The sequence below is a fragment of the Aeromicrobium sp. Leaf289 genome (genome assembly GCF_001423335.1).
Lineage (GTDB): Bacteria > Actinomycetota > Actinomycetes > Propionibacteriales > Nocardioidaceae > Aeromicrobium.
In genome coordinates this window covers 315,314-340,300 of sequence record NZ_LMNK01000001.1, presented here as the reverse complement: position 1 = coordinate 340,300, position 24,987 = coordinate 315,314, and the positions used below count along the sequence as shown (strand labels likewise).

The window sequence follows — 24,987 nt, the reverse complement described above, 5'->3', positions numbered from 1 at the left end:
CTAGTCGCAGTTGTCGCAGATGCCCGTCGCGGGCAGCGCCATGAAGCAGGTGGGGCAGATCTTCGCGGGCCGGTCCTCCGGCTTCACGGCACGCTTGACGGTGGTGGTTGATCCGGACGCTGCGCGCGTGGAGCGGACCCGGGCCGGGCGGGCAGTGCCGCCGTCGGCGGGCAGGTCGGTGGCGAGAGCCCGATAGCAGAGCAGACGGTCTTCGGCGGCGCGCTGCTCGACGTCCTTCACGACGTCGCCGGTCGCGGCCAGCACGGCGCGACCGTAGACGTCGCCCACCGTGCCGTCGCGCTGGACGGCGAGAGACGTGAGCGGCGGGTCGCCCGCGCGGGCAGCTGCGAGGGCGGTGATCTCCATGAGGTCACCGAGCCAGGTGCGGCGCGACGTCGGGCTCTCGACACGCGTGCGCTTGAGCACCTCGTCGGCGAGGTCGGAGACGGTGATCACGGCGCCGTAGCGCGACGCGGTCTCGCGCAGGACGTCGAGTGCTACGGGGGTCCACCGGGCGAACTGGGGGAGGATCTTGGCCACGTCTGCCGACGTTAGACGATCGGTCCTGACGGACCGTCGGCTGGTGCCGACGAGATGACTAGCTGCGCGCCTTCCGTACCCGGATCGGCCCCCTCGCGGTCGACGGGTCGACGACGTGACCACCCTGTGTGATCTCGACACTGCCTTGGTCGACGAGTCGGCGGGCAGCACGTCGGGCCGGTTCCATGAGGTCGCGCCAGCCGTCGGGATCGACCTGCTTCGCGGCCTCGGACGGGCAGATCGTCGAGGTGGCCGCCCGCTGGTCGAGCAGCTCGATGATCGCGTCCTGCAATGCCTGGTCGGTCTTGGTTACCCCGCGCTTGCGGCAGGCGGTGGAGCAGTAGCGCACCTGGTCCCAGTCGCGCTCCCACTTCTTGCGCCACTCGATCGTCCGTCCGCAGGAGGCGCAGGTCTTCGGTTCGGGTGGCACCGTCCTAGTCTCCGTCGACCGGGACGTTCTCGCCCGTTCAGCGGGCGACGAGGACGGGGGCGGCCTCCTCGACCTCGAGAGACGTGGACTCGCCGGTCGCGGTCAGGGTCTGGCCGAGGGGAGTCCAGGCGCCGCCGTCGACCCGGTATCGGACCGAGTAGGTGGTGTCGACCCGCGGCCGGACCTCGTCGGCCACACGGCGATAGGTGTGAGTGACGTCCTTCGCCGGGTAGGGGCGTCCGGGCTTGGTGGTGGTCTTGGAGGTCCCATCGCCCGGGTGCCAGGTGTAGCGGGTGGGAGTGGCTTCGACGTCGATGTCGAAGCCCAGGAGCGTCACGCTCTCGCGTAGCGTCCGCGGGTCGGTGTGGAAGATCGTCGGGACGTTCACGAGGGTCCGCTCGCCCGGCTGCACCTGGATCTGCAGTGACGGCATCGGGATCTCGCTGACGGCGCGGCGGATGTCGCCCTCGGTGACTTGAGGGGCGGTGGCAGGTTGGGCGTCGGGACAATCCACTTCGTCTTGGGTGATCACACAGTTGAGCACCACCCATCCAGTCCGGTCGGGACCGTCTTGCGAGCTGGCCTTCTTGACATCGCTGCCTGGCCGCGTCGAGGGACGGGAACGATCGCTCTGCTCGATGACGACCTTTGGGTCAAGCGGGCCCCCCGGCCTCACAGTAGTGTCACCGGGGAAGGCGGCTGGCAGTAGGAACGCTGCGAGTAGTGCGACGGCATGCATCAGTCTGCCGTCCGCTCAAGGGCCAGCGCTTCCCACTTGGTGTCAGCGAAGCCAAGCTCCAGGAACAGTTGGTCACTGCCGGACGGACTTACTCGCTCCGCCGCTCCGCGCTCCTCTGTGAACTTCCCTTCGTCCCAAGATGCTTTGAAGTAGACAATCGCACGCGACTGCTTGACCTCGACTTCGAAATCCGAGGCGCTCCAGCCACCCCCAGTCAGACGACCCCCTGCTCCGTATATCCCGTCGACCTTCCCGATGTAGGAGTCGCAGCCGCCGCACCCATCGGATGACATGTCACTCAGCTGCGTGGTGTCGCCGGTTTCCATTGCGTAATTCAGAGAGGCGACCCAACTGTTTGCGAAGGCCACTGCGCCCTCGGGTGTGGCCTCGGATGCTTGCCCAGATATCGGAGGAGGGCTAGAGGAGGACGAGGGCGCGGCAGTCGCCCTTGGGTCAGGCTCGAGGACCTCGGGCTGGCCTGAGCAGGCGGAGGCGAGGAGAAGGGCCGCGATGGCGGCGGTTCTGGTGATGACTGACAACGTGGATCCCCCGATCTGACGGTCCGAACCTAGCGAAATCGCACGGGGACGTGAAGACCGTTGTCCCCAGCTCCGGTGGGACATCTGAGGTAGGTGACGCGCGCAATTCCTTGATGAGCGGTAGGTCTGCCGCGGATACGAGGCCGTAAAGCGCGGCTCACCTACCTCTGGGGCTCGGGTTCTGCGGGCTTCCTACCGCGACGGCCTATTCCGCGGGCCACCTACCTCTTGGGGGACGGGTGGGAGCGGGGTGTCCGGGTGGGCGGCTAGGTTCGGGGCGTGGCCTTGACGATCCATCGCGCGGAGCGAGCCGACGTGCTCGCGGGCGGGCTGGCGCGGCTGCTCGCGGAGCCGCCCGCGGACCCGTTCGAGCGCGACGTCGTCGTGGTCGCCGCCAACGGGGTGGAGCGGTGGCTCGCGCAGACCATCAGCCACTCGCTCGGGGCCAGTGACGGGCGCGACGACGGGATCTGCGCCGGCGTGGAGTTCGTCCGTCCCGTCCATCTGCTGTCCGAGCTCACCGAGAAGGACCGCGACGACCCGTGGGCCAGCGGCCGGCTCGCGTGGACCGTGCTCGACGTCCTCGATGCGCACCTCGACGAGCCGTGGCTCGAGATCGTCGCCCGGCACGTGGGGCGGGGCATGGCGCCCGCCGACGAGGCCCTGCGCCGCAGCCGGCGCTACCCGACCGCACGGCGGGTCGCGTCGTTCCTGCACGGCTACGCGGTCCAGCGTCCGTGGATGGTGCAGGCGTGGGGCGCGGGCGACGATGTCGACGGGCTCGGTGCACCGTTGCGCCCCGAGAGCCGCTGGCAGGCGGAGGTGTGGCGGCGCGTCGCCGCCAGGCTCGACGGCCATCCCTCGCCCGACCGACGCCTGGCCCACACCGCAGCCCGCCTGCGCAGCGGCGACCTCGACCCCGACCTGCCGCAGCGGCTCTCGTTCTTCGGCCACACTCGCATGCCGCACGCCGAGCTCGACGTCGTCGACGCGCTCGCCCAGGTGCGCGACGTGCACCTCTGGCTCCCGCACCCCTCGCGCGCCCGCTGGGACGCCGTCGCCGCCACCGCCGGCCGTACCCACGACGGTCACGCGCCCCGGCGCGACGAGGTCGAGACGCTCGAGACCGGCAGCACCTTCCTCACCGCCTGCGCACGCGACGTGAGCGAGCTGCAGCACGCCCTGCTCGCCCTGCCTGGCGACGCGGACGTCGAGCACCTGCCCGAGCCCGACCGCCCCACCACCCTGCTCGGTGCACTCCAGCGTGACCTCGCCGCCGACCACGACGGACCCACCGACGAGCCCACCGACGGGGGAGTGCGCACCCTCGACCCGCTCGACCGCTCCGTCCAGGTGCACGCCTGCCACGGACCGGCTCGCCAGGTCGACGTGCTGCGCGAGGTGGTCGTCGGCCTGCTCGCCGACGACCCCACCCTCGAGCCGCGCGACGTGCTCGTCATGTGCCCCGACGTCGAGACCTTCGCCCCGCTCGTCGAGGCCGCCTTCGGGCTCGACGACGTGGCCGGCGTCGACCACCCGGGCCACCGCCTGCGGGTGCGGCTCGCCGACCGCGCCACTGGTGCCGTGAACCCCGTGGCCGAGGTGCTCCAGCGCGTCGTCGACATCGCCGCCGCCCGCCGCACCACCGCCACCGAGGTGCGCGACCTGCTCGGCCTCGCTCCCGTGCGCCGGCGCTTCGGCCTCAGCGACGACGACCTCGAGCAGGTCGACACCTGGACAGCCCAGACCGCCATCCGCTGGGGCGTCGACGCCGACGCCCGCGGCGCCTGGAACCTCGCCGGCCTCGCCCAGAACACCTGGCGTTCCGGGCTCGACCGACTCGCCCTCGGCGTGGCCACCGACGGTCAGCGGCACGACGGGCAGCCCGGAAACCGGCTCGGCGGCGTGCTTCCGCTCGACGACCTCGGCAGCACCGCCGTCGACCTCGTCGGACGCCTTGACGAGGCCGTCGCCCGGCTCGGCTCCGTCCTCGCCGACGCCGAGCCGAAGCCCATCGCCGACTGGTCCGATCTGCTGGCCCGCGCCGTGCACATGCTCACCGACGTGCCCCCGCGCGACGCCTGGCAGAAGGAGCAGGTGCTGCGCATCCTCGCCGAGCTCGCCGCGCCGGCCGTCGGTGCCGCCGAGGTGGGAGGCGAGGACGGAACAGGCGGCACGCTCACCGTCGTCGAGGTCGGGGCCTTCCTGGCCGACGCGTTCGCGCCCCGCCCCACCCGCACGAGCTTCCGCACCGGGTCGCTGACCGTCTGCACGATGGTGCCGATGCGCTCGGTGCCGCACCGGGTCGTCTGCCTGCTGGGCGTCGACGCCGACGCCTTCCCGCGCACCCCCACGCCGCTCGGCGATGACGTGCTCGCCCGCACCCCGCTCGTCGGCGAGCGCGACGCCGCGGGTGAGGACCGCCAGCTCTTCCTTGACGCCGTGCTCTCGGCCACCGAGCACCTGGTCATCACCTACACCGGCGCCAGCGAGCACACCGGCCGCCCGCTCCCGCCCGCCACGCCCGTCGGCGAGCTGCTCGACCAGCTCGACCGGACAGTCCCGGGCGCCGACGTCCGCGACCACGTGACCGTCCACCACCCCCTGCAGTCGTTTGACGTGCGGTCCTTCACGCCCGGCGCCCTGCTGTCCGGCACGGCGTTCAGCTTCGACGCCGCCGCCTACGCCGGTGCCCGCGCCACCACCCGCGAGCCCGAGCCGGCAGCGCTCTTCCTGCCCGAGAGCCTGCCCGAGCAGCGCGCCGACGTGGTCACCCTCGACCAGCTGCGCGAGCTCGTGCGACACCCCGTCAAGGCCTTCGTCACCGGGCGGCTCGACGTCCGCCTGCCCTACGAGGACGACCCGGTGGACGACGCGATCCCGCTCGACGTCGGCCACCTCGAGCAGTGGGGCGTCAGCCGACGGGTGCTCGAGGCCGTGCTGGCCGGCGCCCCGGGCGAGGAGGCCGAGGCCGACGAGCTGCGTCGCGGTCTCCTGCCTCCCGGACCGCTCGCCGCCGCCACCCTGCAGAAGAGCCGCAGGCTCGTGGGCGACCTCTTCGCCTTCGCCGCGCCGCTTCGCACCGAGGCCGCCCACAGCGTCGACGTCGACGTCGAGCTGGCCGACGGGCGTCGCGTGGTCGGCACCGTCGCCGACGTGCACCCCGCGCACGCGCTGAGGGTCACGCCCTCGACCGTGCAGGGACGCCAGCTGGTGGAGGCCTGGGTCGACGTGCTCGCGCTCGCCGCCGCCGGCCAGGGGCTGCCGATGCACCTCGTCGGTCGGGTGCCGGCCGGGCGCGGCAAGGCACCGGGCGTCGCCACCATCGCGCCGCCCACCGGCGACGAGGCACGCGCGATCCTTGCCGAGGTCCTTGACCTCCACACGCTCGGGACGAAGCGCCCGCTGCCCCTCCCGGTCAAGACGTCGCAGGCCTACGCCTCAGGCATCCGTCGTGGGAAGCCGCAGATCGCCGAGGTCTTCGCCGAGCGCGAGTGGGTCGGCAGCCGCGACATCCCCGGTGAGGACGCCGACGCCTACCACCGGCTGGTCTACGGGCCCTCACTTCCGTTCTCCGCGCTCGTCACGCGCGGGCTCGATCAGCACGCCGTCACCCTCTGGACGCCGCTGCTCGACCGGCTGGACGGTGCCTGATGAGCGAGCGCCGCCCTGCCGTCGTCGACGTCGCCGAGTTCGACATCACCGACCCGCTGCCCACCGGCACCACGCTGCTCGAGGCCAGCGCCGGCACCGGCAAGACCTGGGCCATCGCCGCGCTCGTCACCCGACTGGTCGCCGAAGGTCACGCCGAGCTCGACGACCTCCTGGTCGTCACCTTCGGCCGAGCCGCGAGTGCCGAGCTGAAGGACCGCGTGCGCGAGCGCCTCGTGGAGGCCGACACCACCCTCACCACGGGGAGCGCACCTGAGTCCGACGCGCTCCTGACCCTCCTGCTCGACGCACCCGAGGCCGAGCGTGCCCAGCGCCGACGTCGGCTCCGGCGCGCCGTCGCACGCTTCGACGAGGCCACCATCACCACCACCCACGGCTTCTGCCACGCCGTGCTGCGCAGCCTCGGCACCACCGGCGACGTCGAGCCCGGGTCGGCGCTCATCGAGGACGACACCGAGATCGTCGACCAGGTCGTCGCCGACCTCTACCTGCGCGCCGTCGGCATGGGCGCCACGCCGCCGTTCGACCACGCCGAGGCCGGGCAGCTCGGTCGTCGCGCCGTGGAGGACCCGTCCGCCCACCTGCTGCCCACCGACGCCCCGCAGGGCTCGCCGCCCGACCTGCGTCGGAGGTTCGCCGGTGCCGTCCGCGACGAGTCGGCCCGACGTCGGCTCGCCGCCCGCACCCTGTCCTACGACGACCTGCTGCAGCGACTCGCCGAGGCCCTGGAGCCCGAGGCGTCACCCGCCCGCACCGTCATGCGCGACCGCTGGCGGTTCGTGCTCGTCGACGAGTTCCAGGACACCGATCCGGTGCAGTGGCAGATCCTGGAGCGGGCCTTCCTCGGCCACGCCACGATGGTGCTCGTCGGCGACCCCAAGCAGGCCATCTACGGGTTCCGCGGCGGCGACGTCGACACCTACCTGCGCGCCGCCGCCCAGGCCGACACCCGCCGCACCCTCGTCGAGAACCACCGCAGCGACGCACCGCTCGTGGCCGCCGTCGACACCGTGCTGCGCGGAGCGGCACTGGGCGACCCCGAGATCCTCGTGCGCCCCGCCCGCGCGGCGCTCACCGACTCACGCCTGCACGACCCCGAGCACGAGGCGCCGTTCCGGCTCCGTGCCCTGCTGCGCAGCGACGCCCAGCACGAGTCCGACGCGCCCCTCAAGATCGGCGACGTCCGCCCGCGGGTCGCCGCCGACGTGGCCGGCGACATCGCCGCCCTCCTGCGCAGCGGCGCCACCTACGACCACGGTGCGGGACCCGTCCCCCTCACCGCCGGCGACGTCGCGATCCTCGTCGAGCGTCACCTCGAGGCCGACCTGCTGCACGAGGCCCTCGCCCGACTGGGTGTGCCCGCCGTGCGCAGCGGCGGCCCCGACGTGCTGCAGAGCGACGCCGGGCTGCAGTGGGTCACGCTGCTCACGGCGCTGGAGTCCCCGCACCGCAGCGGCTACGTGCGGGCTGCGGCCCTCGGACCGTTCCTCGGCCTCACGGCCGCCGACCTCGCCACCGGGGGAGCGGACCCCGACGGCGACGGCCTCACCGACCGGGTCTCCGCCCAGCTGCGCGACCTCGCCGACCTGCAGCGCGAGCGCGGCACCGCCGGCATGGTCGAGGCGCTCACCGGCGACCCGGCGGTCGTGGAGCGGCTGCTGCGCCACGAGGGCGGCCGACGTCAGCTCACCGACCTCGAGCACGTGGGCCACGTGCTCGCCGGCGCGTCTCGCGAGCACGGGCTCGGCCTCTCGGGCCTGCTGCGCTGGCTGCTCGACCGACGGTCCGAGAGCGCTCCGTCAGCCGACCGCACCCGTCGGCTCGACACCGACGCCGACGCCGTGCAGATCGTCACCACCTTCGTGAGCAAGGGGCTGCAGTACCCCGTCGTCTACGTGCCGTTCCTGTTCGACCGCTACGTCCCCACGCCCACGATGGTGCGCCTGCACGACGCCGACGGCCGCCGCTGCCTCGACGTCGGCGGTGACGGACCCTCGTGGCGCACCCATGCCGCCCGCTCCGACGCCGAGCGGGCCGGCGAGGCCCTCCGCCTGCTCTACGTCGCCATGACCCGCGCGCAGTCCCGTCTGGTCATGCACTGGGCGCCCACGTTCAACGGCAAGCACGCCGCCCTGCACCGGGCCCTGTTCCGTCCCGACCCCGACGACCCGGTCGTGCCCGACACGCAACCGGTCCCGTCCGACCACGACGCCGTCGCGCGGCTGCGCGCCTGGCAGGACCGCGGAGGTCCGGTCGTGGAGCAGATGGTCACCCAGACGCTGCCGCTCGACCCCGCACCCGCCGACGGCACCGAGCTCGTGCTCCGCCGGCTCGGGCGCGAGGTCGACACCACCTGGACGCGCACCTCCTACACGTCGCTCGTGCGCCGCGACGACGGACGGTCGGTGGCCAGCGAGCCCGAGACCGTCGGCCCCGACGACGAGGTCGACGTGGTCGCCGACGTCGGGGTCGCGCCCACGCTCGGCCCGTCGCCCTGGGCCGACCTCGTGGGAGGCGCTGCGCTCGGCACCCTCGTGCACGGGGTGCTCGAGGACGTCGACGCCGACGTCATGGCCACCAGCACCGATGCCATGGAGCGCGAGGTGAGGCTCCGAGTCGAGGAGCAGCTGGCCCGCCGACCGATCGCGGTCGACGTCGAGGCGCTCGTGCCCGCCCTCGTCGGCGCGCTGCGCACCCCGCTCGGCGCGCTCGCGGACGACCTGACCCTCGCCGAGGCGCTCGCCCGACGCCCGTTCCGCGAGATGGACTTCGAGCTGCCGCTCGCCGGCGGTGACCGTCGCGCTCGGGTGGATCGCCCCGGCACCCTCGCCGACGTCGCCGACCTGATGGAGCAGCATCTCGCGCCGGCCGACCCGCTGCGGCCCTTCGCGGCCGAGCTGCGCGACGCGTCCCTGCGCGGCCGCACCCTGCGCGGCTACCTCAACGGGTCCATCGACCTGCTGCTGCGACTCGACGGCGACCGCTCGCTCGTGGTCGACCACAAGACCAACCGGCTCGAGGGCCCCGACCTCACCGAGGCCGGGGGAGGACTCGAGGCCTACGCCCCCGACCGTCTCGCCGGCGCGATGCTGCACACCACCTACCCGCTGCAGGCCCTGCTCTACGCCGTCGCGCAGCACCGGTTCCTGCGCTGGCGGCTGCGCGGGTACGACCCCGACGAGCACCTGGCGGGCGTCCTGTACCTCTTCGTGCGCGGCATGACCGGTCCCGACGTCCCGCGTGGCACCGACGGGGCGCCCTACGGCGTGTTCGCGTGGCGCCCGCCCACGTCGCTCGTGCTCGGGCTCAGCGACCTGCTCGACGGGAGGCTCGCACGATGAGCGAACAGCCGATCGTCGTGGGCGACGACACGCTCGACCCGTTCGACCGCCAAGTCGTCCAGACGTCCGACGACGGCGTCCTGGCGGTGCTCAACCACGCCGGGCTGCTCGCGGCGGCCGACGTGCACGTGGCCCGCACCGTCGGTCGTCTCGGCAGCGAGGACGACGAGGCGGTGCTGCTGGCCGTCGCCCTGGCCGTGCGCGGCGTGCGGCTGGGGTCGTCGTGCATCGAGCTCGCGCCGGTGGTGGCCGACCTGCGGGTCGAGGCGCCTGACATGCCATGGCCGTCCTTCGCCGACGACGTCCCCGCCTGGTGGGCGCGCATCGTGGCCAGTCCGCTGGCGACCGGCCGCGACCGGGTGCTCGTCGCGGAGGAGCCGCTGCTGCACCTCGCCCGCTACCACGCCCTCGAGGTCTCCCTCTGCGACCGGCTCGCCACCCGCCTGGCCCTGCCGGCTCCCGCGACGGACGACGAGGCGCTCGGCAGCGACCTCGACCGGTTGTTCGGTGAGCCCGGTTTCGACGAGCAGCGCGCGGCGGCCGAGCGTGCCGCGCGCTCCTGGACGAGCATCCTCACCGGTGGGCCGGGCACCGGCAAGACCACCACGATCGCCCGCCTGCTGGCCGCGCTCGCGGCCCAGCACGCGTCGGCCGGTCACGCCCGACCGTTGAACGTCGGCCTCGCCGCGCCCACCGGCAAGGCGGCGGCCCGCATGCGCGAGGCCATCGTCGGCGCCGCCTCCGGCACCGTGTTCACGGCCGACGAACGCACCTGGCTGGAGTCGTTGCGCGCCGTCACGCTGCACCGGCTCCTCGGCGCCCGACCCGACCACCGCACCGCCTTCCGGCACCACGCGGGCCAGAAGCTGCCCTACGACGTGGTCGTCGTCGACGAGACCTCCATGGTCTCGTTGCTCATGATGGAGCGGCTGGTCCAGGCCGTGCCCCCCACCTGCCGCCTGGTGCTCGTCGGCGACTCCGAGCAGCTCGCCTCCGTCGAGGCCGGCGCGGTGCTGCGCGACGTCGTCGACGGACTGGGGGGTCCTGGCCACTCGGCCGTCACCCACCTGACGCAGGGGCACCGCTTCGACGGGGGCATCGGCGACCTGGCTGCGGCCGTGGTCGAGGGCGACGCCGACGCCGCCCTCCACGTGCTCACCGGGGGAGTCGAGGGGCTGACCCTGCGCGCTCCCGAGGAGATCGACGCCGTGACGACTGAACGACCGGCCGACCAGGCCCGCGTCGTCGCCCGGGCCGCGCTCGAGGGCGACGTCGACGGTGCCCTCGCGGCCCTGGCCGAGCACCGGCTGCTGTGCGCCCACCGCGACGGCCCATTCGGGGTGAGTCACTGGAACGAACGACTCGAGCGCGAGGTCCGCACCTTCCCCGACCCGTCGCGACCGTGGTTCGGCGGCCGTCCCGTTCTCGTCACGCGCAACGACCCCTCGCTGCGGGTCAACAACGGCGACGTCGGGGTGGTCGTCGACGATGGACACCGGCTCGTCGTCCACCTCGACACGCAGGTCGAGGTGTCGTCGTCGCGGCTGTCGTCGGTGCAGAGCGCCTACGCGAGCACCGTGCACCGCAGCCAGGGCAGCGAGTTCGAGCACGTCACCCTCGTGCTCCCCGACGAGGACTCCCTCGTGCTCACCCGCGAGCTGCTCTACACCGCGGTCACCCGTGCCCGCACCAGCCTCACGGTCGTGGCCACGCCCGAGGTCGTGCGCGCGGCCGTCGAGCGCCGCACCGCACGCGCCAGCGGCGTCGCCCGCCGGCTGGCTGCGCTCAGGAATTCTGGGTAGTTCGTCCGTTTCCACCCGTCCGCGCCGACGTTCGGGCACCCTCGTGCTGGGAGCACGAGGACGAGGGAGCGTTCGATGGGGAAGAAGACGTCGTACCCAAGGAAGCAGTACCGCCAGCTCTTGCGCGGCTGGCTCCTGCGGCACAAGGCGATCGTGGCCGGGCTCGTGGCGATCTTCGCCGTGGTGACGGCGTTCGAGATCGTCCTGCTCCGCTCGATGCCGCCGACCTCGGTGATGCGCGACGTCATCGTGGCCGCACTGGCCGCTTCTGCCGTGGGCATGTGCTGGGGAATCCACACGCTCTTCCTGGCGCACGAAGGTCACGCCATCCACCAGCTTCGCGGCGCGTGGGGCGAGGACAACACCGCCACCGAGCTGAAGGCGGCCCAGCGTCAAGGCCTGGTCTGGGGGCGCGTCGACGCGCTGGAGCTGGAGCGGGGCGACATCGACCACCTCGTCGTCACCCGTCGCGGGGGCGTCGTCGTGGTCGACTCCAAGTGGTGCAGCGCCCTCGACGCCGACGTGCGGCTGGCCTTCGCCGCGAGTGCGACCCGAGCCGCGAACGCAGGCAGGGGTCTCGTCAACACCGTCACCCAGCGCAGCCACGGTCGGCACAGCGCCCCGCGCAAGGCCCTGACGGTGACGCCGGTCGTGGTCGTGTGGGGTGCCGCGCAGTCGTCGGTGCGCGACGACGAGGTCGTCGACGGCGTGGCCATCGTCCGCGGATCGGGCTTCCGCACCTGGCTCGCCCGCCTCGAGGCCGAGACCATCTCGCAGAAGACCGCCACGGAGCTCGTGGCACGCATCGAGGGGTTCGACGAGAACCGACGCGCGGTGGTCCGCGAGCGGGAGCGCGAGCGTCAGAGCGTCGCGCCGGCGCGTACCTAGACCGTCCTCGAAGATGCAGGGTGAGGGTGTCCCTGACAGGCTGGCCGGGACCGATCAACGACCCGGGAGGACACCCCCATGAAGAAGCTCATCTACGCGACGGCCTTCGGCATCGGCTACGTGCTCGGCACCCGGGCCGGCCGTGAGCGGTACGAGCAGATCCGCCAGGCCGCCGAGAAGGTCCAGACCGACCCGCGCGTGCAGGACGCGGTCCGCAAGGCCGAGGGCATGGCGCAGGACGCGGTGACGCTGGCCCAGGACGACGAGCGCCTCGCCGACCTCGCGCACAGCGTGAAGGACTCGGCGCAGAAGGTGCGCGAGCAGGCCGTCGGCGTCGTCTCGTCGGTGCGCCAGAGCGTGGAGGACGACGACGTCGTGGGTGACGTCGTCGACACCGCCAAGGGTGCCGCGAAGGACGTCGCCGACAGCGCGAAGGACGCGGCCGACGGCGGCGGAGTGAAGGACGTCGTCGACACGGCCAAGCACGCGGCGAAGGACGTCGGCGAGAGCGTCAAGGACGCAGCCGACGACGGTCCGATCGAGGACGCGGTCGGCTCGGCCGAGGACGCAGCCGGTGGCGCGAAGAAGGTCGCCGGGGAGTCGGCCTCGGAGGCGACGCGGAAGATCAAGGCGGCGGCCGACGAGGCGCGCGGCGAGTCCGGCGGCGCGGACGCCGACGGCGAGACCTGGCCCCCGCACCCCGACGAGCACATCGCCGAGCCCGAGGACGAGGTCGTCTTCACCACGGGACCGGACGACAAGAGCTGACGGCCGGCGTCGGCCCGGGTCACACGGACCCGGTCCGGCCCCCGAGCCCGAGCCTCCATCGGTGGATCCTCAACCGCAGCGCGTCTGCTGCGGTTGAGGATCCATCGATGAGGGGGTTGTTCGACCGCTGATGTCGAGGATCCACCGATGTGGGGGAGAGCGGCGGTCAGGCGCCGAGGCGGGAGCGGACCTGCTCGAGCACGCGCGGGGGGAACTCGTGGGTTCGTCGGCAGCGCTCCACCAGGTAGAGGATCTTGTTGAGCCGGGGGCCGGGCAGCTCCACGCCGCGGGCCTCCAGGGCCGGACGGAGCACGTTGCGGTCGAAGGCTCCGTCGCTGCGCTCGGGCTCGTCGCGCCATCGCGCGAACGCTTCCTTCAGCTGGGCGTGTGCCACGACCCCGTTGTCGGGCGAGATCGCCACGGCGATCGCCGCCACGAGCCAGGCGTCGTCGTGCTGCAGGGCATCGACGTCGAGCTGCACCGTGCCGGTGCCCGACGGACGGAGCGTCGGGGGATCGAAGTCGACCACCAGCTCCAGGGTCTGGTCGGGGAAGCGCAGCGAGATGCGCGTGCCGGGGGCGGTGAGTGACATCCGCTGGCCGGGCACCGGCGTCGACGCGTCGCCGTCGGGGGTGACCACCTCCATGACCACGCCGTTCGCGCGCTGGCCGCGGTGGAGCACCGGATGGCCGGGCCCGGACTGCACCACCACGGCGGGGTCGCTCAGGTAGGGGAGCCGGACGAGCACGTACGCCGACCCCCCGATCTCCTCGACGGCCACCGGCCGCTGCTCCGGCAGCGTCATGCGCCGGGCGAGGACCAGCTTGCCGCCTGGCTCCACGACCGTGCTGCCGCCGACGTCGGGGCCGACGGACCAGGCGATGCGCAGCACGGGACGTCCTTCGCTGGGTCGATGGGTCTGAGTGGGTGAGGGGAGCGGCCGAGGAGGTCGGTCGAGGACGATCATGCCAAACCCGGAGGAGGACCCGACACGACCAAAGCATTGTGCACGATGTAATCGTGTGCAATGATCAACGAGGCGTGAGACAGCGCCGTACCCACGACTTCAGGAGGACGCATGGACGCGATCTACACGGCAGAGGCACTCGCCACCGGCGGAGGGCGCGACGGCGGTCACGTCGTCACCTCGGACGGCCAGCTCGACGTGCGCACGGCACTGCCGAAGACCATGGGCGGCAACGGCGAGGGCACCAACCCCGAGCAGCTGTTCGCCTCCGGCTACGCGGCCTGCTTCCACGGCGCCTTCCAGCTGGTCGCCCGCCAGGCCAAGGCCGACGTCAGCGACTCCACCGTCGGCGCGAAGGTCGACATCGGGTCGAACGGCCAGGGCGGCTTCGACCTCGCCGTGACCCTCGAGGTCACCGTCCCGACCCTGCCGCACGACGAGGCCCAGGCCCTCGCCGACAAGGCCCACCAGGTGTGCCCGTACTCCAACGCGACGCGCGGCAACATCGAGGTCACGATCGTCGTCACCGACGACTGAGAGCCCGCAGGCCGCGCTGTCGCTGGTGCGTCCTGCCTTGGGAGGAGCCGCGGTGGAACATGTTCCACCGCGGCTCGACTCTTTCGTGCCTCCGCGACGACGATGGCGAGCATGACCACCCTCGGCTCGCTCACCACCAACCTGTTGATCCTCGCCGCCTTCGTCGGCGTCGTCGTGGTCGCCCTGCGGGTCGCGCAGAGCATCTTCGGCACCGGCTCGAAGAAGGCCGCCGCCACCGAGGCGGCCGCCCGTCTGGTCGCCTACCCGACCGGTTCGGCCGCGGTGCTGCGCCGTCGCTTCGTGAAGGCCCTCACCAGCCAGCACGTGGTCATGCCGAGCGGTGACCGCGTGGCCTTCAGCGAGCTGGTCGTGCGGATCGCGCCCGAGGACCTCGAGCGCCTCGATCCCGACGGCGACACCGATCGGCTGGGTGACGACGCTGCCAAGCTCTACCGCACGCACGCCGAGCGCGAGGGATGGGCCGTTCCCGACCAGGTCGACGTCGAGGTCGAGGTCGACCCCGGTCTGCGGTCCGGCTGGGTCCCGCCGGCCCGCGGCAGCCGCTCTGGGTCCTCCCTGCGCCGACCGCTCGAGCAGGCGCCGAGCGCCGGCGGCTCCGACCGCGAGGAGCCCGACACCGGACTCGACTGGGACGTGCTGGTCGACCCGGCCCGTACGGCGTCCGACGGCCGCGCCGGGGGCTCGGGGTCGCGGCCCTCCCACCCCGCCGTCGCGAGCCAGGAGACCATGGCCTTCCCGGTCCTCGTGCCGCACGACCCCATGCCCACGGTCAACGTGGCCGGCGACCTGTTCCTGCACCGCGGTGGCGAGACGGTGCGGGTGCCCCGTGACGGCGTGACGACGCTCGGACGCCTCCCCGACTCACCGCTGCGCCTCGACGAGCCCGAGATCTCCTACCGTCACGCCGCCATCCGGCTCGACGGCGCCACCTGGCAGGTGATGGACGTGGGCAGCACGAACGGCACCACGGTCGACGGCGAACGCATCGGTGACACCTGGTCGCCGCTGCGGGACGGCGTGGTCCTGGCCCTGGCAGGCGTGCGCGTCACGGTCGGCTCGGACTCGCACGGGACCGTGGCGCTCGGTGGCGTTTCGCGGGCCACGTGACAATGGTGCCCATGGCTGATCAGCGGAGCCGTCGCCGACGGTGGACGAGCTGGTTCGTGCCGTCCGCCGAGGGGCACGCGCACGGGCACGTCCCGGGGCACGCTCGCCCGCACGGGTCCAGCCACGGCCGCACGGTCCCGCGGGACGACGCCGTCACCGCCGAGGTCCCCGTCGTGGCGCCGGTGGTGCCGGCGCCGGAGGCTCACGTGTCGTCGTCGCCGTCGCCGGGCACGGACGGCCGCGACACGGTGGAGCCCCAGGTGGACGCCGGCCGCTTCACGCTCCAGGGACGCATCGGGGCGGGGAACCACGGGGTCGTCTTCCGCGCCGTCGACCGCCACCTCGGCCGCCAGGTCGCGATCAAGCGGTTCTCGCACTTCCTCGCCGACGACCCCCGCGCCATGCGTCGCATCACCCGCGAGGTCGAGACGCTGGCGCGGGTGTCGCACCCGAACGTGGTCACCGTGCACGACCTGGTGCGCATGCCCGACGGCGACGGCGAGGTGGTCCCGCACCTGGTGATGGAGCTCGTCGAGGGCACCTCGCTGCGCGACCTCCTGGCCCAGCGCGGGCCGAGCCCGAGGTCCGTGGTCGTGGTCCTGGGCGTGCTCGACGGGCTCGCGGCCTGCCACCGAGCCGGCACCCTGCACCTCGACATCAAGCCGGCCAACGTGCTGGTCACCCCCGCCGGCGGCATCAAGATCGTCGACTTCGGCATCGCCCGCGCGGCCTCCGACGCGACGGCCACCGTCGCCGGCACGCCGCACTACATGGCGCCGGAGCAGTACGACGGCCGTGCGGACGAGCGCAGCGACGTCTACTCCGTCGGCTGCCTGCTGTTCGAGTGCCTCACGGGCCGGGCGCCTTTCGAAGGCACGATGGCGACCCAGCTGATGGCGCATCGCACGCAGGCCCGGCCCGATCCGCGCGCGAGTGCTCCCTGGGTCGGTGCCTCGCTGGCGGCGGTCGTCCAGAAGGCCATGGCGATCGACCCGGCCGACCGGTACGACGGGGTCGGCTCCATGGCGGCCGCGTTGTCGGCCGCGGCCGCGGACGTCGACACCCACGCAGCGGCCCGCTCCGTCGCCCAACCCACAGCCCAGCCCGCCGCGGTGCTGCCCACCGGCCCGGCACCGCGACCCGCCGCGGACCCTGTGGCCGAGCCGATGATCCGACCGTTGTCGCGTCCGGGTGAGCTGGGGGACCGGCGGCGTCCTCCGGAGCAGGACGCCGCGCCGGAGGCGCTCGGGCACGCCGGACCGTCGGTCACCCGCTGGACCCGTCTCGTCTCGCTGCTGCTCGGTCTCGGCGCCAGTGCCGCGGTGCTGGCCGTGGTGCCGATGGTCGCGTGGGCGAGCCTCGACCTCGCACCGTCGTCCACCCGGCCCCGCGCGATGGACGACCTCTCGGCCGACGCGTGGTGGATGATCTCGGTCGGCATCGCCCTCGTGCTCCTGGTCCTGAGGCGCAAGCGGTTCTTCCCCCGGCTCGCGGGCCCTCAGGTCGGAGCGCCGCTGCCCGACGGTCCACTCGCGCCGAGCGCCCGAGGTGGCATCGCGATGGCGTTCGGCGCGGCGGTGAAGGGCAGCCTCCCGCTGCTGCTTCCCTGGTACGTCCTCGGGCTGCTCGCCCTGCTGACCGCGAGCGGCTTCGGTGCGCCCGACGACCCCTACGCGGACGTCTGGACGACGCTGTGGGTGCTCGCGCCACTCGTCGTCCTCGTGCTCGGCGTGCGCAGCATCACGGGCATGCGGATGCGCCTGGGTGCCATCACGGTGTCGTTCCTGTGCCTGATGATCGCGGCCGGCGCGGCGGTCTACTTCGTGCTCGCCGCCACCCTCGTGGTCTGAGGGCTCGGACCTCAGCGTGCGAGCAGCCGCAGCGCGCCGGTGGCCCACCACCGGCCCGCGGTCGGGCCACCCTGGCACGTGCCGTCGGACTCGCCCGGCCGCTTCACCCACAGGTACGCGTCGAGTCCGGACCGGTTGACGACGGCCGGTGCCCGCCCGATCCGAGCGGCCCGGGGATTGCAGAAGTCCCATGCGTCAGGAGGCGTCGTGGCACCGTTGCGGGACGTGTCGAGGACGTAGCGCTTCCCGGTCACGCCGCGCTTGCGCAGCGCGGTCAGCACCTGGGAGGCGTACGCGGTCTCGTCCTTCGTCGGTCGGAAGTTCGACACGTTGACGGCGAGCCCGCGCGCGGTCCGGACACCGGAGGAGACGAGGCGGTCGGCCATCACGTCGGGGGACTGCCAGCTGCTGTGCCCCGCGTCGAGGTACACCCACGCGCCGGCCGACGTCAGTCTCGAGACGGCGTGGCGCAGGAGCGCGGCTCGGTCGCCCTGACCACCGCACGCGCCCATGAGCGCGACGGCGTCGGGCTCGAGCACGACCATGGCCTGGCGGCCCTTCAGGCCCGCCGCCACCTGCGTGACCCAGGTCTTGTAGCGCGCGGGGCTCAGGCCACCTGCCGAGTGCTGGCCGCAGTCGCGGCCGGGGATCGCGTAGACGGCCACGAGCGGGGTGCGGCGGGCCTTGACCGCGCGCTTCGCGTAGGCCTCGACCTTCGACCGCACGGTCGACGCGGAGTACCTGTCGGTGATCCAGAACGCCTGGGCCCGTGAGCCGATCTTCGCGAAGCGCCGGTCCTTCGCCGCCGCCTTCGCGGCCGCGCCCGTCGGGTCCACGTAGACCGGGCGGGTGAGGCGTGGGTCGGCCTTGGTCGCGGACGCCGGAGTCCCGGCGACGAGCGCGGCCAGGACGGCGCACAGCAGCACCGCGAGCAGCCCGGACCGGGCGGTCGCGGGCAGCCTGAGACGTCGCGTGGCTCCCTCCACGGGCGAGATCCTACGGGCGGGTGACGGTCGGCGTGGTCGCTTTCGTGCACGATCCGCCGTGGAAGGCTCGCTGGGCGAAGGCACCCGCGCCGGTCAGGTCGTCGTGACGTCGGCGACCTGGGCGTCGAGGGCGGTCACGAGGGCTTCGGCGTCGACCCAGACGCTCCACCCGTGCTCACCGGCGCCGAGGGCGATGCGCCGTCCGAGCACCGAGGCGTCGGCCACGACCGGCAGAGCGGAGGTGGTGCCGAGCGGCGTGATGGTCCCGCGTTCGTACCCGGTGGCGGCGAACGCGGCGTCGGCGTCGGGCATCCGTGCCCGGTTCACACCGAGGGCGGTGCGCAGGAGCGGCCAGGAGATCTGTCGGTCGCCGGGCACGAGGACGAGAACGAACGCGTCGCCGTGCTGCACCACGAGCGTCTTGACGATGTCGGCGGGCGGCACGCCGAGCTGGGCGGCGGCCTCCTCGAGGCTCCCGGCCGCAGGGCGCTCGACGAGCTCGACCTCCAGCCCACGGCGCTCCGCGTCGGCCAGCACCCGCTCTCGCCCCATGGGTTCATCGTGCCAGGGGCTTGCTAGCGTCGCGGCCGTGACCGAGCACGCCTATCCGGACCACGAGCGGGCGACCGTGCACCGGGTGATCGCCGAACGTCGCGACATGCGCCACTTCGCCGGAGGTGAGGTTCCTTCGGACGTGCTGGCCCGGCTGCTCGAGGCCGCGCACCGCGCTCCCAGCGTCGGCCTGATGCAGCCGTGGCGGTTCGTCCGGGTCACGGACCGCTCGTTGAGGCTGCGGCTGCACGCCCACGTCGAGACCGAGCGACGCCTCACCGCCGAGGCGATGGGGGAGCGCTCCGAGGAGTTCATGCGGCTCAAGGTCGAGGGCGTGCTCGACTGCGCGGAGCTGCTGGTGGTGGCCCTGACCGACGACCGTGACCGACACGTGTTCGGTCGACGCACGATGCCGCACATGGACCTCGCCTCCGCCTCCTGCGCGATCCAGAACCTCTGGCTGGCCGCGCGGGCCGAGGGCTACGGCATGGGCTGGGTCTCGCTGTTCGACCCGGAGGTCGTTGCCGCCGAGATCGGGATGCCCGTCGGTGCGGAGCCCATCGCGATCCTCTGCCTGGGCCCGGTCCAGGCCTTCTACGAGCGTCCGATGCTCGAGCAGGAGCACTGGACGTCGCCGCGGCCCCTCGTCGCGCTGCTGGGAGAAAACCGCTGGCCCGCCGACGAGGCATCGACGCCCGTCAACCCTTGACCTGTCGTTGACCTTCGGTTCTGATGGAGGGACGCTCGGGCACCTCACCGCCCGGGCGATGGGAGAACGACCTTCTCTCGGGATGGACGACGGGGCCGGATCACTTCCCCTGGGCCGGCTCCGTCGTTCCCCTCCCGACTACAGCGTGGTGCCGTCCTCGAGCCGCAGGAACTCCAGGTGTCCCTCGTAGGCGTCGAGCACGTCGTCGATCAGCTGACCGTGCGTGTACCCCATGACGTCGTAGCCCTGGCCGCCGTGGCGCAGGTGCACCTCGAGCCGGGCGTAGTAGTCGTCGCCCTTCGGCACGAGCGAGGAGCTGTACACCGGGATGGGCACGTCGCGCCGGGTGACGCGGTAGCAGAACGGTGTCGTGCCGTCGGCCACCTCCGCGAGCAGCTCGACGCCGGGCCTGCCGTCCTCGTCGACGCAGCGTCGCGTGGAGGCGTTCGCCCCGGACGTCGTGAGCTCGCTCGCGACCTCCTCGAGCGCCGGGGCCACGACTCGGTCGAGGAACTCGTCTGCCTTCGTCGCGCTGGGGAACGACATCACCCGGCGCAGGCGCGCCTTCCAGTGACCGCCCTGCGACCGGTCCGAGCTGCCGCTGCGCCCGGAGAGCACCCCGTGGAGGGCGCCGTCGCGGGAGTCGACGATCCAGGCCTCGGCCTGCAGTGCTCGGTGCAGACCGACCATCACCGCCACCATGACGAGCGCGAACGGGATGCCCATGATGATCGTCGCCGACTGCAGGGTGGCGATGCCGCCGACCGCCAGCAGGGCGATGGTGAGCGCTCCTGTGGCCACGGCCCAGAAGATGCGCAGCGGCGCGCCGGCGTCGGCGTGGACGTCGCGCATCCGCGACGACAGGTTGGCCATGATGAGTGCTCCCGAGTCGGCCGACGTCACGTAGAACAGCAGGCCGGTGAACGTCGCGATCGAGGCGAGGAACGTGAAGCCGGGGTACTCGGCGAGCATCGTGTAGAAGCCCTGCTCCGGCGTGTTCATGGTCAGCTCGCCGAACGTCTGGTTCCCCTGCCGCACCAGGTCGATCGATGCGTTCCCGAAGATCGAGATCCACATGAGGATGTAGAGGAACGGGATGATGAGCGTGCCGAGCACGAACTGACGGATGGTGCGCCCACGCGAGATGCGCGCCAGGAAGAGCCCCACGAACGACGCCCACGCGATCCACCACGCCCAGAAGAACAGCGTCCAGTCGGCCATCCACGACCCGGTGTCCTCGTGCGCGAAGGTCTGAAGGGTCATGTCGGGGAACAGGCGCACGAAGTCGCCCACGTTCAGCACGAGTGCGTTGAGGAGGTAGGCCGTGCGGCCGGTCACCAGGATCCACACGGCCAGGCCGACGGCGAGCAGGACGTTCGCCTGCGAGAGCCACTTGATGCCCTTGTCGACGCCCGAGACAGCCGACAGCGTCGCCATCGAGATCCCGACCACGATCAAGGTGATCTGCGCCGTGAGACCCATCGGCACGTCGAAGAGCATGTTCAGGCCGAAGTTCAGCTGCACGACCGCGATCCCGAGCGTGGTGGCGACGCCGAAGATCGTGCCGAGCACGGCGGCGAGGTCGACCGTGTCCCCCATCCAGCCCTCGGTGCGACGACCGATGAGCGGCTGCAGCGCCGAACGAACCGCGAGGGGCAGGTTCATCCGGTACGCGAAGTACCCGAGGGCCACGCCCATGAGGGCGTACATGCCCCAGCCGCTGATCCCGTAGTGGAAGAGCGTCCACACGGTGGCCTCGCGGGCGGCGTCGACGGTCTCGGGCTCGCCCGAGGGCGGCGCCAGGTACTGGGTGACCGGCTCGGCCACCGCGAAGAACATGAGGTCGGTCCCGATGCCGGCCGCGAACAGCATGGAGGCCCAGGCGAACGTGCTGAACTCCGGCTGCGCGTGCTCCGGTCCCAGCTTCGTGCGGCCGAACCGCGAGGTCGCGATGTAGACGACGAACACGAGGATGGCGGTGGCGAGCAGCACGTAGAACCAGCCGAACCAGTCAGTGGCCCACCCGACCAGGGTTGCGAGGCTTGCGTCAGCACTCGAGGGCGAGACTAGCGCCCATGCGGTGATGCCGACGATGACGACGGAGGCCCCGAGGAACACGGGGAGGTTGACGCGCGAGGCCGGCTCCTCTGTCGCACCGTCCGAGCCCGCGGTGCCGCGGTCCACGACGCTCATGCTGTCGCTCCGGCGTTGCGCCGCACCGTGCCGGGGGCGGCGTCGTTGCGCGGGTCGCCCTCGGGCCACAGAGGCATTCCGGTCCCGTGGCGGTAGAACGACACGTCCTCGGGCGCCAGGGGCGTGTTACCCGTGATGAGGTCGGCGGCCTTCTCGGCCATCATCATCACCGGCGCGTAGATGTTGCCGTTCGTGACGTACGGGAAGACCGACGCGTCGACGACCCGCAGCCCCTCGGTGCCGTGCACCCGCATGGTGGCGGGATCGACGACGCTGAGGTCGTCGGTGCCCATCTTCGCCGTGCACGAGGGGTGCAGGGCGGTCTCGGCGTCCTTGGCGACCCAGTCGAGGATCTCCTGGTCGGTCTCCACGGACGGGCCCGGGGAGATCTCGCCGGCGCTGAAGGCCGAGAACGCGGGCTGCTCGAGGATGTCGCGCGCGGCGCGGATCATCTCGATCCACTCACGTCGGTCGTTCTCGGTCGACAGGTAGTTGAACCGCAGGGCGGGGTGCTCACGGGGGTCGCGGCTCTTGATCTTGAGCGAGCCGCGCACGTCGGAGTACATGGGTCCGATGTGCACCTGGTACCCGTGCCCGCCGTGCTCCTCGCCGCCCGCGGGCTTGGACCCGTCGTACCGGATGGCGATGGGCAGGAAGTGGAACATCAGGTTCGGGTACTCGACCTGGTCGTTGCTGCGGACGAAGCCCCCCGCCTCGAAGTGGTTGGAGGCGCCGACGCCGCGGCGCAGGAACATCCACTCGGCGCCGATGCGCGGCTTGTGGCGGTGCTTGAGCCACGGCGCGATCGACACGGGCTGCTTGGAGGCGTGCTGGATGTAGACCTCGAGGTGGTCCTGCATGTTCTCGCCGACGCCGGGCAGGTCGACGACCGGGTCGATGCCCAGGGCGCGGAGCTCCTCGGCGTTGCCGATGCCGGCCAGCTGCAGCAGCTGGGGGGAGTTGAAGGCGCCGCCGCACAGGACGACCTCGCCGGCCTGCACCGAGCGCTCGAGCCGTCCGCCGCGCACGTAGTCGACACCCGTCACGCGGTTCCCCTGCATCCTCAGGCCCGTGACGAACGAGAGGGTGTGCACGGTCAGGTTCTTGCGATGCTTGACCGGTGCCAGGTAGGCCTGGCTGGCGCTGAGTCGTCGTCCGCGGTGCACGTTGCGGTCGAACTTGGCGAAGCCCTCCTGGCGGTAGCCGTTTACGTCGTCGGTGAGAGGGTGGCCCGCCTGCTGGACGGCCTCGAAGAACGCCCCGAAGAGCGGGGACGTGGCGGGACCACGCTCCAGGACGAGGGGACCGGAACCGCCGCGCCACGCGTCGGCACCGGCCAGGCAGGTCTCCATGCGCTTGAAGTACGGCAGGCAGTGGGCGTAGTCCCAGTGCTCGAGGCCTGGTTCACCGGCCCACCGCTCGTAGTCGAGCGGGTTGCCGCGCTGGAAGATCATGCCGTTGATGCTCGACGAGCCGCCGAGGACCTTGCCGCGGGCGTGGAAGACGCGGCGGCCACCCATGTGGGGCTCGGGCTCGGACTCGTAGCGCCAGTCGTAGAGCGGGTTCCCGATCGGGTACGGCAGGGCCGCAGGCATGTGGATGAACGGGTCCAGCTTGGTGTCGGGGCGCCCGGCCTCGAGCACCAGCACGCTCGTGGAGGGGTCGGCGCTCAGCCGGTTGGCCAGGGCAGAGCCCGCGGACCCGCCGCCGACGATGACGTAGTCGTAGCTCTTCACGCGTGCTCCTCGGTGCTGGGCTGGTCGGCGCTGGGCTGGTCGGTGCTGGGCTGGTCGCTGCTGGTCCCGTCGGACGGGGCGCCGAACCAGCCGGTCGGCGCAGGACGGGTGTTGTGCCAGACGTGCTTGGACTCTCGGTACTCGTCGAGCCCGGCGAGCCCCAGCTCGCGGCCGATGCCGCTCTGCTTGAAGCCGCCCCACTCGGCCTGGGGCACGTAGGGGTGGTAGTCGTTGATCCAGATGGTGCCGTGCCGCAGACGCGAGGCGACGCGCTCGGCGCGACCGGCGTCCTGGGTCCACACGGCCCCGGCCAGGCCGTAGATCGTGTCGTTCGCGATCGAGACCGCGGCCTCCTCGAGGCCGTCGGCGTCGGCGCCGGTGAACCGTTCCACCGTGAGGACGGGCCCGAAGCTCTCGTCCTGCACGCAGGACATGTCGGCCGAGCACTCGTCGAGGATGGTGGGGAGGTAGTAGAAGCCGTCGGCGAGCGCGGCGTCGTCGGGTCGGGCTCCGCCGACGCGCAGCACCGCACCCTCCTCGATACCGGCGGCCACGTAGGCCTCGACCTTCTCGCGGTGCGCGGCGCTGATGAGCGGACCGGTCTCGGCCTGCTCGTCGTCGGGCCCACCGAGCCGGATGCGGGCCGCACGCTCGACGAGCTCGTCGACGAACGCGTCGTGGATCGAGTCCTCGACGACGAGCCGGGTACCGGCGGAGCAGACCTGCCCGGAGTCCAGGAACACCGCGGTGAGGGCGTTGTCGATCGCCGCGTCCCAGTCGGCGTCGGCGAAGACGATGTTGGGGTTCTTGCCCCCGAGCTCGAGGGCGATCTTCTTCACGGTCGGGGCGGCGGACGCCATGATGCGACGGCCGGTGGCCAGCCCCCCGGTGAACGAGACGAGGTCGACCGCACGCGGCTCGGTGAGGGCCGGGCCGACGCGGTCGCCCGCGCCGAGCACCAGGTTCGCGACACCGTCGGGCAGGCCGAGGTCGGCCAAGGTGCGCACCAGCCAGATCGCGGTCGAGGGGGTGAGCTCGCTCGGCTTGAGCACGAACGTGCACCCGGCGGCCAGTGCAGGGGCGACCTTCCACGACGTCTGCAGCAGCGGGAAGTTCCACGGCGTGATGAGGGAGCACACGCCCACCGGCTCGTGGACGATCCGGCTCCTCACGGCCGGCATGCCGGCATCGACGACGCGGCCGGCGTCGGCCTGGGCCAGCCCGGCGAAGTGACGGAAGACGCCGATCACGTCGTCCATGTCGATGCGGGCCTCGACCATGCGCTTGCCGGTGTCGAGGGCCTCCAGGCGCGCGACGGTCTCCTTCTCGGCCTCGAGCCGGTCGGCGAGGCGGTGCAGGAGCGCGGCGCGCTCGGGGGAGGGCGTGCGGGGCCAGGGGCCGTCGTCGAACGCGGTGCGAGCAGCGGCGACGGCGTCGCGGGCGTCGTCGGCGGTCGCCTCGGCGACCGTGGTGACGTGGTGGCCGTCGGCGGGGCAGCGGATCTGGCGGGTCTCGCCGTCGCTCGCGTCGCGCCACCGGCCGTCGATGAACAGGGTGGTCACTCGGTTCCTCCTCGGTCGGGCAGTCCTTCGACCCAACCGGACCACGTA

Annotated in this window: 19 protein-coding genes; 9 read left to right on the top strand and 10 right to left on the bottom strand. The window is 72.5% G+C overall.

From position 1 onward, the window contains the following. The 4 genes from ASF37_RS01615 to ASF37_RS17535 all read right to left on the bottom strand — a co-directional run bounded on the left by ASF37_RS01615 (nt 1) and on the right by ASF37_RS17535 (nt 2,332). A complete protein-coding gene (locus ASF37_RS01615; protein ID WP_056578708.1) occupies nt 1-540 on the bottom strand; it encodes a hypothetical protein in 540 nt (179 codons plus the stop codon). Between the two features lie 58 nt (nt 541-598). Beyond that, on the bottom strand, nt 599-970 hold the full coding sequence (locus ASF37_RS01610) for a DUF2256 and DUF3253 domain-containing protein (RefSeq protein ID WP_056578705.1): 372 nt from the start codon (nt 968-970) through the stop codon (nt 599-601). 37 nt (nt 971-1,007) lie between these two features. Beyond that, on the bottom strand, nt 1,008-1,403 hold the full coding sequence (locus ASF37_RS01605) for a hypothetical protein (RefSeq protein ID WP_056578702.1): 396 nt from the start codon (nt 1,401-1,403) through the stop codon (nt 1,008-1,010). A 305-nt stretch (nt 1,404-1,708) separates the two neighbouring features. After that, nucleotides 1,709-2,332 (bottom strand): DUF6318 family protein, encoded by a 624-nt coding sequence (locus ASF37_RS17535; RefSeq protein WP_235499933.1) that lies wholly within the window; start codon nt 2,330-2,332, stop codon nt 1,709-1,711. A 195-nt stretch (nt 2,333-2,527) separates the two neighbouring features. Here ASF37_RS17535 and recC point away from each other — a divergent pair, with 195 nt between their 5' ends. The 5 genes from recC (at nt 2,528) to ASF37_RS17405 (ending at nt 12,719) form a co-directional block, all read left to right on the top strand. Next, nucleotides 2,528-5,902 (top strand): exodeoxyribonuclease V subunit gamma, encoded by a 3,375-nt coding sequence (recC, locus tag ASF37_RS01595; RefSeq protein ID WP_082506333.1) that lies wholly within the window; start codon nt 2,528-2,530, stop codon nt 5,900-5,902. Then, nucleotides 5,902-9,261, top strand: a complete 3,360-nt coding sequence (locus tag ASF37_RS01590) for a UvrD-helicase domain-containing protein (RefSeq protein WP_056578693.1) — start codon at nt 5,902-5,904, stop codon at nt 9,259-9,261. The genes recC and ASF37_RS01590 overlap by 1 nt, the downstream gene beginning before the upstream one ends. After that, complete coding sequence (recD, locus tag ASF37_RS01585) at nt 9,258-11,063, top strand: exodeoxyribonuclease V subunit alpha (protein ID WP_200931156.1); 1,806 nt, start codon at nt 9,258-9,260, stop codon at nt 11,061-11,063. Before ASF37_RS01590 ends, recD begins: the two co-directional genes overlap by 4 nt. A 75-nt stretch (nt 11,064-11,138) precedes the next feature. Further along, entirely contained in the window at nt 11,139-11,951 is an 813-nt protein-coding gene (locus ASF37_RS01580) for an NERD domain-containing protein (RefSeq protein WP_056578690.1), read from the top strand. A 78-nt stretch (nt 11,952-12,029) separates the two neighbouring features. Next, a complete protein-coding gene (locus ASF37_RS17405; protein ID WP_056578687.1) occupies nt 12,030-12,719 on the top strand; it encodes a hypothetical protein in 690 nt (229 codons plus the stop codon). A 166-nt stretch (nt 12,720-12,885) separates the two neighbouring features. Here the strand turns inward: ASF37_RS17405 and ASF37_RS01570 are convergent, their stop codons facing one another. Continuing rightward, nucleotides 12,886-13,611 carry a hypothetical protein gene (locus tag ASF37_RS01570; RefSeq protein WP_055967725.1) on the bottom strand — a complete coding sequence of 242 codons (726 nt, stop codon included), beginning with the start codon at nt 13,609-13,611 and terminating at the stop codon, nt 12,886-12,888. A gap of 186 nt (nt 13,612-13,797) precedes the next feature. On the opposite strand from ASF37_RS01570, the gene ASF37_RS01565 reads away from it, so the two are divergent. The 3 genes from ASF37_RS01565 (at nt 13,798) to ASF37_RS01555 (ending at nt 17,201) form a co-directional block, all read left to right on the top strand. Next, nucleotides 13,798-14,223 carry an organic hydroperoxide resistance protein gene (locus ASF37_RS01565; RefSeq protein WP_055967727.1) on the top strand — a complete coding sequence of 142 codons (426 nt, stop codon included), beginning with the start codon at nt 13,798-13,800 and terminating at the stop codon, nt 14,221-14,223. A gap of 111 nt (nt 14,224-14,334) precedes the next feature. Continuing rightward, the gene (locus ASF37_RS01560) at nt 14,335-15,351 is read left to right on the top strand and encodes an FhaA domain-containing protein (protein ID WP_162239214.1); all 1,017 of its coding nucleotides are present in this window, start codon (nt 14,335-14,337) and stop codon (nt 15,349-15,351) included. An 11-nt stretch (nt 15,352-15,362) separates the two neighbouring features. Then, the gene (locus tag ASF37_RS01555; RefSeq protein WP_162239929.1) at nt 15,363-17,201 is read left to right on the top strand and encodes a serine/threonine-protein kinase; all 1,839 of its coding nucleotides are present in this window, start codon (nt 15,363-15,365) and stop codon (nt 17,199-17,201) included. Between the two features lie 11 nt (nt 17,202-17,212). On the opposite strand, the gene ASF37_RS01550 is transcribed toward ASF37_RS01555, so the two are convergent. Further along, on the bottom strand, nt 17,213-18,187 hold the full coding sequence (locus ASF37_RS01550) for a glycoside hydrolase family 6 protein (protein WP_056578682.1): 975 nt from the start codon (nt 18,185-18,187) through the stop codon (nt 17,213-17,215). A 93-nt stretch (nt 18,188-18,280) separates the two neighbouring features. Beyond that, nucleotides 18,281-18,739 carry an aminoacyl-tRNA deacylase gene (locus ASF37_RS01545; RefSeq protein WP_056578679.1) on the bottom strand — a complete coding sequence of 153 codons (459 nt, stop codon included), beginning with the start codon at nt 18,737-18,739 and terminating at the stop codon, nt 18,281-18,283. Nucleotides 18,740-18,776: 37 nt separating this feature from the next. Between ASF37_RS01545 and bluB the strand changes: the two genes are divergently transcribed. Continuing rightward, nucleotides 18,777-19,448, top strand: a complete 672-nt coding sequence (gene bluB / locus ASF37_RS01540; protein ID WP_056578676.1) for a 5,6-dimethylbenzimidazole synthase — start codon at nt 18,777-18,779, stop codon at nt 19,446-19,448. 138 nt (nt 19,449-19,586) lie between these two features. On the opposite strand, the gene betT is transcribed toward bluB, so the two are convergent. The 3 genes from betT to ASF37_RS01525 are packed head-to-tail and all read right to left on the bottom strand — an operon-like array spanning nt 19,587 to nt 24,939. Continuing rightward, on the bottom strand, nt 19,587-21,641 hold the full coding sequence (betT, locus tag ASF37_RS01535; RefSeq protein WP_056577075.1) for a choline BCCT transporter BetT: 2,055 nt from the start codon (nt 21,639-21,641) through the stop codon (nt 19,587-19,589). After that, nucleotides 21,638-23,377, bottom strand: a complete 1,740-nt coding sequence (betA, locus tag ASF37_RS01530; RefSeq protein WP_056578672.1) for a choline dehydrogenase — start codon at nt 23,375-23,377, stop codon at nt 21,638-21,640. Before betA ends, betT begins: the two co-directional genes overlap by 4 nt. Continuing rightward, nucleotides 23,374-24,939 (bottom strand): aldehyde dehydrogenase family protein, encoded by a 1,566-nt coding sequence (locus ASF37_RS01525; protein WP_055967751.1) that lies wholly within the window; start codon nt 24,937-24,939, stop codon nt 23,374-23,376. Before ASF37_RS01525 ends, betA begins: the two co-directional genes overlap by 4 nt. Nucleotides 24,940-24,987 lie beyond the last annotated feature (48 nt).